The following is a 13,794-nucleotide window of genomic DNA, read 5'->3' on the forward strand; positions in this document are numbered from 1 at the left end:
CAATTATCCAAACAAACGATTAATATCATTAAAGAACGCCACCGCCATCAACATCAGCATGGCAGCCAGACCGAATCGTAAACCGATGGCCTGAATGCGCTCGCTCAACGGCTTTCCGCGTATCCATTCGGCGGTATAATACACCAAGTGACCGCCGTCTAAAACAGGCACCGGCAGCAAGTTGAGAATACCCAAACTGATGCTGACCAAGGCCAAAAATTCCAAATAACTCTGCAAGCCCAATGAAGCCGAACGACCGGCCACATCGGCAATCGTCAACGGCCCCGAAACATGGCTGGCCGAAGCGTTGCCGGTAATCAGCTTACCGAAAAATTTCAAGGTAGTGGCCGAATAGCCGACCATTTTATCCCAGCCCATTTGAAAGGCTTCGCCGACCGACGGCGTGTATTGGAAGCGAACTTGCTTATCCCACGCTTCATCACGCTGCGCAGCCACGCCGACACGGCCGACTAAGGTGCCGTCTTTCAATTCTACGGTATTGGGGCGTAAGGCCGTCTGAAAGATTTGGCCGTCGCGCTCATACACCACTTCCAGCTTCTTGCCTGGGCTGTCGCGGAACAATTCCGCCCAAGCCGCCCATTCGCCGATTTCGCGACCATCGGCACTGATCAGCTTATCGCCCGTTTTCAAACCGGCTTGCTCGGCCGGGCTGCCTTCCTGCACGAAGCCGACATGGTTGGTGATTTTAAAAGGCCACAAGCCGATGTTGCCGTTATTTTTCGCAATTTTACCCGCTTCCGGCGTACCGGCGGCGTCAATCACGCGCATTGCGTCTTGCCCAGAAGCCGTCTGAACGGCCACATCCACCTTGCCTGCTTCCACGTTCAAAATAATTTCGGTTTGCGCATCGCCCCACTCGCCAACAGCGGTGCCATTGACCGACTGGATTTTATCGCCCGGCTGGAAACCCGCTTTGGCGGCGATACTGGCCGGTTCGACCATGCCGACATACGGGCGGATTTCGGTCACACCGAAAGAAAAACTCAAGCCATACAGCAACACCGCCAAAGCCAGATTGGTCAGCGGGCCGGCAGCGACGATGGCAATTTTCTTGGCCGGATGCTGCTTATCGAAGGCATAAGGCAAGTCTTGTTCCGACACATTGCCTTCGCGCGTATCGACCATTTTCACATAGCCGCCCAACGGAATCGGCGCCAAACACCATTCGGTGTCGCCACGTTTTTTAGTGAAAAACGGCTTACCGAAGCCGACAGAAAAGCGCAAGACTTTCACGCCGCACCAACGCGCCACAATATAATGGCCGAATTCGTGCAGGCTGACCAGAATCAGAATCGCCACGAGAAATGCTAATAAGGTTTGCAAAAAAGTCCCCTAAGATTTGATGTTGTGTGTTCAGACGGCCTGAATGAAACATGCCGTCTGAACATTATTTTAAACGCTTAATGCATGCTTGCGCTTGCATACGTGTGTGTGCATCTTGTGCCAGCAGGCTTTCAATATCGTGCAGGCCGTCTGAAACATTATGCGCCAAACAATCGGCCACCACTTTGGCAATGTCGGTAAAACGGATTTTGCCGTCCAAAAACGCGGCCACGGCGATTTCGTTGGCGGCGTTCAACACGCAAGGCGCGGCACCACCGGCATGCATGGCTTCGTAGGCCAGCTTCAAACACGGAAAGCGGTTGAAATCAGGCTCTTTAAAGGTTAAAGCCGACAAACTGCCGAAATCCAACGCGCCCACGCCCGATTCAATGCGCTCGGGCAAGCCCAAGCAATAGGCAATCGGCGTGCGCATATCGGGATTGCCCATTTGCGCCAACACCGAGCCATCAAGATAACGCACCATGCTGTGAATCACGGATTGTGGGTGAATCACCACTTCGAGCTTCTCGGGTGGGCAGTTAAACAGCCAATGCGCTTCAATCAGCTCCAAGCCTTTATTCATCATCGAAGCGGAATCGACCGAAATTTTCTGCCCCATGCTCCAATTCGGATGCTTCACCGCTTGCGCCGGCGTGATGCTGTCGAATGTGGCCAAATCAGTTTCGAGAAACGGGCCGCCTGAAGCGGTCAAAATAATCGATTGGATGCCATGCTCGTTCAGACGGCCTTGATAATCACGCGGCAACACTTGGAAAATGGCATTGTGTTCGCTGTCGATCGGCAACACGGTCGCGCCATTGGCTTTGGCGGTTTCCATAAACAACGCACCGGATACGACCAAGGTTTCTTTGTTCGCCAAATAAATGGTTTTACCTTTTTGCGCTGCCGCCAAAGCGGAAGGTAAACCGGCCGCGCCGACAATCGCACACATTACGCCGCTAACTTGCTCATCGCTCGCCACATCAATCAAAGCTTGCGCACCATAAAGCACTTGGGTTTTGCAGCCCTTGGCTTGCAGCAAGTTTTGCAACTTCGCGGCGTGTTCGCCATCGGCCACCACCGCATATTCAGGCGCAAATTGCACACATTGCGCTGCCAATTTCTCAACCTGCTTGTGCCCTGCCAGCGCGAAAACGCGAAATTTATCAGGGTGGCGCGCAATCACGTCTAAGGTGCTGACGCCGATACTGCCGGTGCTGCCTAAAATGGTGAGAACTTGTGTGGTCATGGTTTGATTTCTGCTTAGGCCGTCTGAAACGTTCAGACGGCATAGAATAAAATGTTTACTGCTTTAAAGGGATAGGCCGTCTGAAAACCATGAGATAGTTTTCAGTTCAGACGGCCTTTAATTCAAAATTGCCATCATTGCGGCATACACGCTCAAGACCGCAATCAGGCTGTCCACGCGGTCGAACACGCCGCCGTGTCCGGGCAACAGGTTGCTGCTGTCTTTAATACCGGCGGCACGTTTGAGCCAGCTTTCCAGCAAATCGCCGCACACACTCACCACAGTCAAGACGAAACCAATCAACAGCACATTCAGCCAACTGGTTTCAAACGCCAGCCAATCCGCATACCATACCCAAGTCATGTATAAAGCCACGCATATTGCGCCGCCGACAGCGCCTTCCCAGCTTTTTCCCGGGCTGATGGTGGGGGCAATTTTGTTTTTGCCGAATGCTTTGCCAGTGAAATAGGCAAAAATATCGGCCACCCACACCAAACCCATTATCGCTAACAGTGATACGGCACTTTCAGGGCTGGGGCGCAGATCGACTAATGCATACCAAAACGGTAGCATCAGCATCCAGCCGGTGGCATACGCTTGCCAACCGCCTTTCAGCGTCCATTTATACTTCAGCCACAGCGGCATAATCAGCAGCCAAAATACCAACACGGCATACCACACCACATTCGGCAGCTTCCAATCGCCTAAATAGGCGATGATGCCGAAAATCAGGCTGGCGACAATGAAATGGTTGATTTGGATTTTGGTTAAGCCGCTCATGCGGGCATATTCCCACAGGGCGACCAATGCAATCAGGCCGCTAAATGCTGCCCACAGGCCGTCAGGTGCATAAAACAGCATGCCCAACATCACGGGCAGTAACACCAGCGCGGTAAGGATTCGTTGTTTCAACATCGTTTCAACCCCTTTGCTGCTCTACCGGCAATTGCTCGGAAGTGCGTCCGAAACGGCGTTCGCGGTTTTGGAAAGATGCAATGGCCGCGCTTAAGGCTTTTTCGTCGAAATCCGGCCACAGCACATCGGTAAAATACAGCTCGGCATAAGCCATCTGCCACAATAGGAAATTACTGATGCGGGTTTCACCGCCGGTACGGATAAACAAATCCGGTTCGGGCGCATCGCCCAGCATCAAATAGCGGCTGATGAGCGCTTCGGTGATTTCGCTATGGCCCTCGGCCACCACCTTGTTGGCCGCCTGCAAAATATCCCAGCGGCCGCCGTAATCAACGGCAATACTCAAGGTTAAGCCTGTATTGTCGGCGGTCAGCGCCTCACCGGCCTCAATCCCCGCCACAATATCGGCATGAAACCGCTCGCGGCTGCCGATCACTTTCAAGCGCATATTATTTTCGTGCAAACGCTTCACCTGCTTTTGCAAAGCCTGCAAAAACAGCCCCATCAGAAAAGAAACCTCATCTTCGGGGCGGCGCCAGTTTTCTGTTGAAAAGGCAAACACGGTCAAGTATTGCACGCCCATTTCGGCACAGTACTTCACCATGGTCTCAAGCGCATCAAGGCCGCGTTTGTGCCCCATCACGCGGGGCAGAAAGCGTTTTTTCGCCCAACGGCCGTTGCCGTCCATAATCACGGCGATGTGACGTGGCACGTCGGTATACGCCAAAATTGTCTGCGTACTGCTGTTCATGTTTGCCTCATTGGAAGAACGACTGCAAAGACAGGGCAAACTGCCCTGTCTGTTTCAAATCCTAATGTTTGGATTTAGATGGCCATCAAATCTTCTTCTTTGGCAGCCAAAGTTTTATCTACTTCGGCGATGTATTTATCGGTCAGTTTTTGCACCGCTTCTTCACCACGACGTGCATCATCTTCCGGTACTTCTTTGTCTTTCAACAATTTTTTGATGTGGTCGTTGGCATCGCGGCGCACATTGCGGATAGACACGCGGCCTTCCTCGGCTTCGCTGCGCACCACTTTAATCAGGTCTTTACGACGCTCTTCGGTCAACATCGGCATCGGCACGCGAATCAAATCGCCCACTGCGGCAGGGTTCAAACCCAAATTAGAATCGCGAATTGCTTTTTCCACTTTAGCCGCCATATTGCTTTCAAACGGTTTCACGCCGATGGTGCGCGAGTCGATCAAAGTCACGTTGGCTACTTGGCTCACCGGCACCATGCTGCCCCAATATTCCACTTCCACTTGATCCAATAAGCCGGTATGCGCACGACCGGTGCGGACTTTAGACAGGTTTTCCTTCAGCACTTCCAATGAACGCTGCATTTTGCTTTCAGCAGTTTTTTGAATATCACTAATCATTTCTTAGCTCACTTATTATTAAAATCAAACAGATAAGGACTCAGGCCGTCTGAAACGCGCTTTTTGGGCACACAAATCGGCTTAATAACGTTGAATAGTACCGTTATTAAGGCATTCCGACAAGCCAAACCGTTCAGACGACCTTGTTTTTTAACCGATATTTAACAATTAAGTTTTGATGTTCATCTTTGTCTATTCATCTGAATATCTTCTGTACACTATTTAAACCTTCTATCATGTTTATTTTGGAAAATATTTTTTTACATATATTATCAATTTACCACTCAATGTGTAGAATAACCTAAAAAATCTTCACCCAAAAAAAGGAAATAGTATGAAAATTTTACTGAATAGCATGATTGCAGCAGGTCTCACTTTATCTATCCTAAGCGGCTGCGCATCTGTAAGCATGGCAGATGCAACTGCTTCTAATAAAGCCAAAGAATTTAACAAACCGTCAGAAGGAAATGCAGGTTTATATGTTTATCGAGACAGCTTTGTTGGAAAAGCATTGAAAAAAGATATCTGGGTAGATGGCGAATGCTTGGGTCAATCTGCAGATAAAGTCTTCTTTTATAGAGAAGTTACTGGTAATCAACCTCATAAATTATCTACTGAATCAGAGTTTTCAGAAAATCACTTAACAATTAATACCGATGCCGGTAAAAATTATTTCGTTCGTCAATATATCAAAATGGGAGCCTTTGTTGGTGGTGCAAATTTGGAACAAGTAGATGAAGCAACAGGGAAAGCCGCAATCTCTCGTCTAAATATGGCTACACCTGGCAACTGTGATAAAGTCCTACCAAAATAATAAAACGAAATGATTCAAAAAGGCCGTCTGAAATTTTTTCAGACGGCCTCTCTTCATAAAGCATTCAGCTATGCAACCACGGCTTAACAATGCACCAATGTTCCTTCGTCTTCACCCAAAATCACGTTTCTCAGCGCGCCATCTTTGGCGATACCGAACACAACGATATTGAGTTTGCGCTCACGGCACAAGGCAAATGCGGTGGCGTCCATGACTTTCAGGTTTTTGTTCAGCGCTTCGTCAAAAGTGATGGTTTCGTAGCGGGTGGCCGATGGGTCTTTTTTCGGGTCAGCAGTATACACGCCATCCACGTTGGTGGCTTTCAGCATCACATCGCAGTTCATTTCTGCACCGCGCAAGGCAGCAGCGGTATCGGTGGTGAAGAACGGGTTACCGGTACCCGCGGCGAAAATCAATACTTTGCCTTCTTCCAAATACTGAATGGCTTTCGGACGGGCATAGGTTTCGGCGATTTGCTGCATGCTCAAAGCAGATTGCACACGGGCTTTCAAGCCCAATGATTCGAAAGCGTCTTTCAAGGCCAAGGCGTTCATCACGGTGGCCATCATGCCCATATAGTCGGCGGTGGCGCGATCCATGCTGCCGGCTTGTGCGGATACGCCGCGGAAAATATTGCCGCCACCGACCACTACGCCAACTTGTACACCCAAATCAACAATTTCTTTGACTTGGCCGACAATTTGCATGATGGTGTCGCGATTGATGCCGAACGCATCTTTGCCCATCAGGGCTTCGCCTGAGAGTTTCAATAATACGCGTTTGTATTTTACTTGCTGGGTCATGGGAATGCCTTTTCTTTACGGGTTTACAGAGGCCGTCTGAACATTGGATTAAGTTTTCAGACGGCATTTAAGATACAAATAGGGATATGCGTAATGAGTGGTTCAACAAGGGTAAACGCTTTGAATTTTCTGCAATTTTAGTATTTTTCTTTAGATAAATCAAAGCATGTGTTTTATATATGTTCAACTCATTCAGCTTTCAGACGGCCTATATAATGATAAATCAACAGGCCGTCTGAATAAAATTCTCAAAAAAAAGCACCCTGATTCAATATGAATGAATCCAGGTGCTTTCTTATTCATGGCTGATTACACTTTAGCAGCAGCAGCTACTTCAGCAGCGTAGTCAACTTCTTTTTTCTCGATACCGTCACCTACTTTGTAACGTACAAAGCTGATGATTTCGGTGCTGTTTTCTTTGGCGAATTGAGCCACGGTTTGATCTGGGTTCATCACGAACGGTTGGCCGTTCAAAGTGATTTCTGCCAAGAATTTGCGGATACGGCCTTCAACCATTTTTTCAGCGATGTCGGCAGGTTTGCCAGACTCAATGGCTTGTTGGGTGTAGATGCGGCGTTCTTTTTCAACGGTTTCGGCATCGACTTCAGCTTCTGAAACGCAAACTGGTTTAGCGGCTACGATGTGCATACCGATTTTGCGGGCAACATCTTCAGAACCTTTGAACTCAACCAATACACCTTCAGTCGCCAATGCGCCGTGGATGTAGGCAGTCAGTTGGTTTGCAGTGTCGATCAATTCGAAACGGCGTACAGACATGTTTTCGCCCAATTTGGCGATGATTTCTTTACGCTCGGCTTCAACGGCTTCGCTCAAGGCTTCTACTGAAGCAGGTTTTTGCGCAACAGCGGTTTTGGCCACTGAGTTAGCAAAGGCCACAAAGCCGGCATCTTTTGCAACGAAGTCGGTTTCGCAGTTTACTTCAACCAAAGCACCCACGTTGCCTTCGATGGCATAAGCCAATACGCCTTCGGCAGCAGTACGGCCAGCCAATTTACCGGCTTTCGCGCCTGATTTGATGCGCAGGATCTCTTCGGCTTTTTCCATGTTGCCTTCGGCTTCAACCAACGCTTTTTTGCATTCCATCATACCCAGACCGGTAGCGGCGCGCAGGTCGGCAACCATTTTTGCAGTAATATCTGCCATGTTAAACTCCTTGAATTTTTAGGAAAATAAAGCCAATCAGCTTTATTTGGAATCGGTAAGTGCGGCACTTAAGCCGCGCTTGATTATCTGAAAAAAGGGGCTAAAAGCCCCTCTTTCGTCGCTGTATTACTCAGCAGCAGCTTGGGCAGCGGCAACGGTTTCTTGCAAGGCTTGGTTTTTGCCTTCCAAAACGGCGTCGGCGATACCGCGGCAGTACAGACGGATGGCTTTTGCAGAGTCATCGTTACCTGGAATCACGTATTTCACGCCGTCAGGGCTGTTGTTGGTATCAACAACGGCGATCACAGGGATACCCAATTTTTCAGCTTCAACCAAAGTACCTTTTTGGTAACCGGTGTCAATCACGAAAATGGCGTCAGGCAAGCCTTTCATGTTTTTGATACCGCCCAAAGAGCGTTCCAGCTTCTCAACGTCGCGTTGCATTTCCAGAATTTCTTTTTTGCTGTAACCGGCTTCAGCAGCATTTTCCAGAGCAGCCGTTTTTTCTTCCAGACGTTTGATAGACTGTTTTACAGTTTTGTAGTTGGTCAACATGCCACCCAACCAACGGTGGTCAACGAAAGGCATGTCTGCACGAGTCGCTTCTTCACGGATGATTTCGCGTGCTTGGCGTTTGGTACCGACAAACAATACGGTGCCTTTGTTGGCAACCAGACGACGAACCGCTTCTTGCGCATCTTGGAACATCGGCAAGGTTTTTTCCAAGTTTACGATGTGGATTTTGTTGCGCGCGCCAAAAATGTATTGTTCCATTTTCGGGTTCCAGAAACGGGTTTGGTGACCAAAGTGAACACCGGCTTCAATCATCTGACGCATGGTAATTTGAGACATAATATTCCTTAAATTTGAAAGGGTTAAGAGCACACATTCAATCGCATAGAACTTGGCTTCAGCCAAGCACCCTTCGGCGAAAGTGGGCATAGTTTAAAAAATGGAAATTTGCTTTTAAAATCAAAAGCCCGAGAATTATATAGGATAACAGGCCGTCTGAAAAGGGAAATGTCGTGCTTTATTTTGCGCGTTGTCGGATTTTTCAGACGGCCTGATGAATCATTCCGAATCGGGATGTTGCGCCTGCTCTACCGCTTGTTTTTTCTGCTTTAAGGCTTCGGTTTCGGCGCGGTCGGCCTGTTTTATCAAGCGGTTGCGCCGGCGTGTGACCACCACCCATGATAAAAAAATCATCGGCAACACCGCCCAAAAAAGCAGGTAAATCAAAGCTCGCGCAATGCTGGGCTGGGCAGCGGAAAACATCACCGCCACAAATAAATAGCCGATAATGACGATATGCCACATAATCGTGTTCCTCATGACAAGAGAAGCGGATTTTACCGCAAATCCGTCCCATCCGCCCAAACGGAGCAGCCTAATGAATCTTGATAAAACCGAATTACGCCGCCACTTACGCCGCGCACGGGCGCACATGCACCCGACCGAACGTGCGGCCGCCACGCAAACCATCAACCGCCTACTGAAGCGCCACATCAAAAAAGGCCGCCACATCGGCGTGTATTGGCCGATTGGCAAGGAATTGCGTTTGGACGATTTTATTCAGACGGCCTTAAAACGCGGCGCGAAACTTTATCTGCCTTATATCGAACCAAACAGCCGCCGCTTGTGGTTTACGCGTTATCTCTCCAATAAAACGCAGCAGCCCGAACGCAAGCGCGGCCAAGCCAAATTGTTGATTCCGCAGTTTGCCGGCGAAAAACGGCGCGTACATCGCTTGGATATCTTGCTGGTGCCGATTGTCGGCATTGATAAACGCGGCTATCGTTTGGGGCAAGCCGGCGGTTTTTATGATGCGTCTTTGGCGCAGATGAAATACCGTTTGCACACCCAAACCCTAGGCGTGGGCTTCGGCTGCCAATTGATTGATGAATTGCCGATTGAGCCGCACGATATTGCTTTAGATGGTTTTGTTTCGGAACGAGGCGAATTGAAGTTTTAAATTTTCAGACGGCCTCAAAAGCAAAACGGCGTTTACCCACTCAGGGCAAACGCCGTTTGTCATGTATCGCTTAAATCGAAAAATCTTCTTTCAACAAATGCTTGTAGGCATACAGGTAAGATGCGCCGACAAATGACGAACCACCAACCACGGTACCCAAAAACACAGGAATCATGTTCAGGAAAAATTGTCCCCACGTCACATCAGCGCCCGCCCAAATACCGGCAGGAATAATAAACATATTGGCCACAAAGTGTTGGAAACCGATTAACACGAAAATCATCACTGGGAACCACATCGCCAAAATACGGCCAGAGGTGAATTTTGAGCCGAAGTAAAACCAAATGCCCATACATACCATCCAGTTACACGCGATGGCGGAAATAAAGGCACGGCCGAAATCCATATCGACTTTGGCTTGCGCAATCGCCATGGTTTTGGCCGCCGCCGCCCCTTCCGACAAGCCGACGTAGTGGCCAAGGAAATACGCCATCGCTACCGCACCGGCCAAGTTGCCCAAGCTGACAATCAGCCAGTTGCGCGCCAATAATTTCACCGATACTTTTTTGGTTAAGAAACCGAGCGACATCAACATCATGTTGCCGGTGGCCAATTCACCGCCGCGCCTAACAAAGCCGCCAAGCCCTCCCATTCAGCCGGAATGCCGCTGACCACTTTCAAATAAGCCAAATAGCCGAAACCGACATAACCACCGCCCAAAAAGCTGAGAATACTCAACATTTTCACGCTGGCCATGGATTTGTTTTGGCTTTTGATAATCGTATCTTGCAAAATTTCGTGGGGAAAAAATCGCGGTTGTCGCTCATGGTTATGCCGTTGGAAAACAAATAATCGCGCAATGTAACCGTTTATTACCGCCGTACAAAAGAATTTTTATTCGCGGCCAAATAATTTTTGGTTATGTAAGTGAAACTTATTTCTCAATTAAGTTTGATTCAAATCTTTTCGTAAACACGCATAAATTCAAGTAAACCTGTTTCAGACGGCCTTGAGTCTGCCACTTTATCCCCTATATACTGATTGTTGAAAACAAGAACAATCGATTAAGGAAGGTATTATGCAACAACCGTCTTTTTCTTATGCTGCATCTTATCCCCACACCTGTAATAAAGCACTTTATATTGCCATGGCTTTATTGTTTGGTTCGTTTGGGGTACACAAATTCTGCGCCGGCCGCGTGTGGATGGGTTTGTTTTACGCGGTATTCTGCTGGACCGGCATTCCGACCATTGTCGGCATCATCGAAGGGGTATTGGCGGCATTCAAACCAACCGACTCACTCGGTGCGATTATCGTGTAATTTTGCACGCAAACACGCTTACTAATTTTGACTTTTTTTGAAAATCTAAAAATTTTTCGATGTTAATGATTTTTTATATATAAGCAATCAATCCCTTATCTAACAAGGCCGTCTGAATGTTTCAGACGGCCTTTGTATCATCGAATCCACTGATTCCTTTCATAAAATCTTTGCATTTCTGCGCGAAATCTACTAAATTCTAAGGATATACGTTGTTAACAATCTGTGTATGCACAGATGACATCAATACGGAATAATCATAAAGGCAAATCATTGCCTATCCTTTAGGAGTATAACCATGGCTGAAGCAACTGACGTTGTATTGGTTGGTGGAGGAATCATGAGTGCCACTTTGGGTATTCTACTCAAAGAACTCGAACCCTCTTGGGAAATCACCATTGTCGAACGCCTTGACGATATTGCGCAAGAATCATCCAACCCTTGGAACAATGCCGGCACCGGCCACTCGGCTCTATGTGAATTAAACTATGCCCCGCTGGGCAGCGACGGTACTGTCGACCCTGAACGTTCGTTGAATATTGCCGAACAATTCATGATCAGCCGCCAATTCTGGGCGACTTTGGTCAGCGAAGGCAAAATGGCCGACAATTCGTTTATCAACAGCGTGCCGCATATGTCGTTTGTGATGACCGACGACCATTGCGCCTACCTGCCGAAACGTTTTGACGCGTTTAAAAAACAAAAATTGTTCGAGAAAATGGAGTTCTCGACCGACCGCAATAAAATACACGAATGGGCGCCATTGGTCATTGAAGGCCGCAATGAAAGCCAACCGGTTGCCGCCAACTATTCGGCAGAAGGCACCGACGTCGATTTCGGCAACATCACCCGCCAAATGATTGAAAACCTGACCAGTCGCGGCGTGAAATTGTTATGCAACCGCCATGTAGAAGAAATCAACCGTGAAGCCGACGGCGCTTGGGCGATTAAAACCTGCGACACACGCGACAATACACAAAAACTCACCCTGCGCACCCGTTTCGTCTTCTTGGGTGCGGGCGGCGGCGCATTGTCGCTGCTGCAAAAATCCGGCATCCCGGAAGGCCGCGGCTACGGCGGTTTCCCAGTATCCGGCTTGTTCCTGCGCAACAACAACGAAGCAACATCCGAGCGCCACAACGCCAAAGTATATGGTCAGGCATCGGTCGGTGCGCCGCCGATGTCGGTACCGCACTTGGATACCCGCCATGTGGACGGCAAACGTCATTTGATGTTCGGCCCATACGCCGGCTTCAAACCCAACTTCCTGAAGCAAGGTTCGATGATGGACTTGCCGATGTCGATTCACCGCGACAACCTGCTGCCGATTTTGCGCGCCGGTTGGGACAACCTGCCGCTGACCAAATATCTGCTGGGCGAATTGCGCAAAACCAAAGAAGAGCGGATTGCTTCGTTGATGGAATACTACCCGAACGCCAATCCTGACGAATGGGAACTGATTACCGCCGGTCAACGTGTGCAAGTGATTAAGAAAGACAACAAAAAAGGCGGCGTATTGCAATTCGGTACCGAATTGGTGATGCACGAAGACGGCTCTTTGGCTGCCCTTTTGGGTGCGTCACCGGGTGCGTCAACTGCTGTACCGCTGATGATTCGTTTGGTTAACCAATGCTTCCCGCAACACAAAGAGGCATGGCAAGGCCGTATCAAAGAGCTGATTCCGGGTTATGGCGTGAAACTGAACGATAACCCTGAATTTGCCGAAGAAATCATCAGCCACACCGCTAAAGTGTTGGACATCCATCATTAATATGCAGCAAATATAGGCTACACAGCGCATCGCTAAGCGATGCGCTGTTTTTATTTAACTTGAATGCCAAAAAATTAACTGATTGATGATTTTTTCAGACGGCCTAAATGTTGGATAAAACCTGAATTTAATGTGTCATGCGCAGTGAACGCGGTATAGAAACCGAATAAATCTCATCAAGATAGTCCGTTATCCAAGTAGCTTACTGCGAAGAAATGTATGTAAGATGGCCATTGCAATCAAAATATAGCCGCTTACGTTTTCGTGCGCTCTTTACACAATCCATAACCCATCTGCAAACAGGGTTTACCTAAGCCGCACACTCATTAACCGCTGCGGGCGATATGATTCGTTTCATCTTGTTTCTCCCCCAAAACACTTCATAAAACTCTTTTCGAAGGACCAACCTCATGATGAAAAAATATATTGCCGTTGCCGCTGCTTCTTTAATCGGTTTGGCCGGTGTGGCCACCGCCGCTGAGGCCGTATCGCAAAACAGCCGCCCAGCCAAACAGGGCCACATGCACAAACACGGTCAAAAAATGCATCAAAAAGGCGAACTGCCACGAGATTTGCAAGAATTGAATTTGAGCAACAAACAAAAAGCGCAAATCCAAAAAATCATGGAAGCCAACCGTCCGCAACAAGCCGACAAGCGTCCGACCGTTGATGCCGCCAAACGTGCTGAGTTCCAACAAAAAATGCAACAACGCCGCACCGCCGAGCAAGCCTTGATTACCGGTAAAAACTTCGACGAAGCCGCTGCCCGCCGCTTGGTTAACGAGCGTCAGGCTGAATTTGAACAACACGCTGCTGAGCGCAAACAACGCATGGCCGACATGGAAGTAAAACGCTTGAAAGAGCGCCATGATATTTTCCAAGTGTTGACCGCCAAACAGCAAAAACAATTGCTGGAAAACCAGCAAAAACGCCAACAAGAACGTGCCGACCGCAAAGCCCAACGCAGTCAACAGAGTCAGCCAAACATGCAAGGCGAACCACGTCCTGATATGCCGCCAATGCCACAAAACTAATTTGTTTGATGCGTTAACTAATCA

At 48.6% G+C, this 13,794-nt stretch carries 14 protein-coding genes and 1 pseudogene; 5 read left to right on the plus strand and 10 right to left on the minus strand.

From position 1 onward, the window contains the following. Positions 1-3: 3 nt before the first annotated feature. From rseP to frr, 5 genes are all read right to left on the minus strand, one after another. The gene (rseP, locus tag GJV52_RS04795) at positions 4-1,344 is read right to left on the minus strand and encodes an RIP metalloprotease RseP (RefSeq protein ID WP_100562826.1); all 1,341 of its coding nucleotides are present in this window, start codon (positions 1,342-1,344) and stop codon (positions 4-6) included. Between the two features lie 64 nt (positions 1,345-1,408). Continuing rightward, entirely contained in the window at positions 1,409-2,593 is a 1,185-nt protein-coding gene (gene ispC, locus GJV52_RS04800) for a 1-deoxy-D-xylulose-5-phosphate reductoisomerase (RefSeq protein ID WP_100562828.1), read from the minus strand. Between the two features lie 117 nt (positions 2,594-2,710). Then, positions 2,711-3,508, minus strand: a complete 798-nt coding sequence (locus GJV52_RS04805; protein ID WP_095503056.1) for a phosphatidate cytidylyltransferase — start codon at positions 3,506-3,508, stop codon at positions 2,711-2,713. A gap of 4 nt (positions 3,509-3,512) precedes the next feature. Beyond that, on the minus strand, positions 3,513-4,259 hold the full coding sequence (locus tag GJV52_RS04810) for an isoprenyl transferase (RefSeq protein WP_095503057.1): 747 nt from the start codon (positions 4,257-4,259) through the stop codon (positions 3,513-3,515). A gap of 74 nt (positions 4,260-4,333) precedes the next feature. Further along, positions 4,334-4,891 carry a ribosome recycling factor gene (gene frr / locus GJV52_RS04815; RefSeq protein ID WP_095503058.1) on the minus strand — a complete coding sequence of 186 codons (558 nt, stop codon included), beginning with the start codon at positions 4,889-4,891 and terminating at the stop codon, positions 4,334-4,336. A 334-nt stretch (positions 4,892-5,225) separates the two neighbouring features. Here frr and GJV52_RS04820 point away from each other — a divergent pair, with 334 nt between their 5' ends. Continuing rightward, positions 5,226-5,705, plus strand: coding sequence for a DUF2846 domain-containing protein (locus GJV52_RS04820; RefSeq protein ID WP_095503059.1), 480 nt, complete (start codon positions 5,226-5,228; stop codon positions 5,703-5,705). A gap of 83 nt (positions 5,706-5,788) precedes the next feature. On the opposite strand, the gene pyrH is transcribed toward GJV52_RS04820, so the two are convergent. The 4 genes from pyrH to GJV52_RS04840 form a co-directional block, all read right to left on the minus strand. Beyond that, positions 5,789-6,508 carry a UMP kinase gene (gene pyrH / locus GJV52_RS04825; protein WP_095503060.1) on the minus strand — a complete coding sequence of 240 codons (720 nt, stop codon included), beginning with the start codon at positions 6,506-6,508 and terminating at the stop codon, positions 5,789-5,791. 309 nt (positions 6,509-6,817) lie between these two features. Then, a complete protein-coding gene (tsf, locus tag GJV52_RS04830) occupies positions 6,818-7,672 on the minus strand; it encodes a translation elongation factor Ts (RefSeq protein WP_100562830.1) in 855 nt (284 codons plus the stop codon). Positions 7,673-7,798: 126 nt separating this feature from the next. Further along, complete coding sequence (gene rpsB / locus GJV52_RS04835; protein WP_095503062.1) at positions 7,799-8,524, minus strand: 30S ribosomal protein S2; 726 nt, start codon at positions 8,522-8,524, stop codon at positions 7,799-7,801. Positions 8,525-8,743: 219 nt separating this feature from the next. Continuing rightward, positions 8,744-8,989, minus strand: coding sequence for a hypothetical protein (locus GJV52_RS04840; RefSeq protein WP_095503063.1), 246 nt, complete (start codon positions 8,987-8,989; stop codon positions 8,744-8,746). 73 nt (positions 8,990-9,062) lie between these two features. Between GJV52_RS04840 and GJV52_RS04845 the strand changes: the two genes are divergently transcribed. Further along, complete coding sequence (locus GJV52_RS04845) at positions 9,063-9,644, plus strand: 5-formyltetrahydrofolate cyclo-ligase (RefSeq protein ID WP_229439487.1); 582 nt, start codon at positions 9,063-9,065, stop codon at positions 9,642-9,644. A 70-nt stretch (positions 9,645-9,714) separates the two neighbouring features. On the opposite strand, the pseudogene GJV52_RS04850 reads toward GJV52_RS04845, so the two are convergent. Then, positions 9,715-10,505 (minus strand): annotated as a pseudogene (locus GJV52_RS04850) (formate/nitrite transporter family protein). Between the two features lie 217 nt (positions 10,506-10,722). Here GJV52_RS04850 and GJV52_RS04855 point away from each other — a divergent pair. The 3 genes from GJV52_RS04855 (at position 10,723) to GJV52_RS04865 (ending at position 13,770) form a co-directional block, all read left to right on the plus strand. Further along, complete coding sequence (locus GJV52_RS04855) at positions 10,723-10,965, plus strand: TM2 domain-containing protein (protein WP_095503065.1); 243 nt, start codon at positions 10,723-10,725, stop codon at positions 10,963-10,965. A 298-nt stretch (positions 10,966-11,263) separates the two neighbouring features. Then, complete coding sequence (locus GJV52_RS04860; protein WP_100562834.1) at positions 11,264-12,736, plus strand: malate:quinone oxidoreductase; 1,473 nt, start codon at positions 11,264-11,266, stop codon at positions 12,734-12,736. 410 nt (positions 12,737-13,146) lie between these two features. Beyond that, positions 13,147-13,770 carry a Spy/CpxP family protein refolding chaperone gene (locus GJV52_RS04865; protein ID WP_100562836.1) on the plus strand — a complete coding sequence of 208 codons (624 nt, stop codon included), beginning with the start codon at positions 13,147-13,149 and terminating at the stop codon, positions 13,768-13,770. Positions 13,771-13,794: the final 24 nt, after the last annotated feature.

The organism is Neisseria brasiliensis (assembly GCF_009671065.1).
Lineage (GTDB): Bacteria > Pseudomonadota > Gammaproteobacteria > Burkholderiales > Neisseriaceae > Neisseria > Neisseria brasiliensis.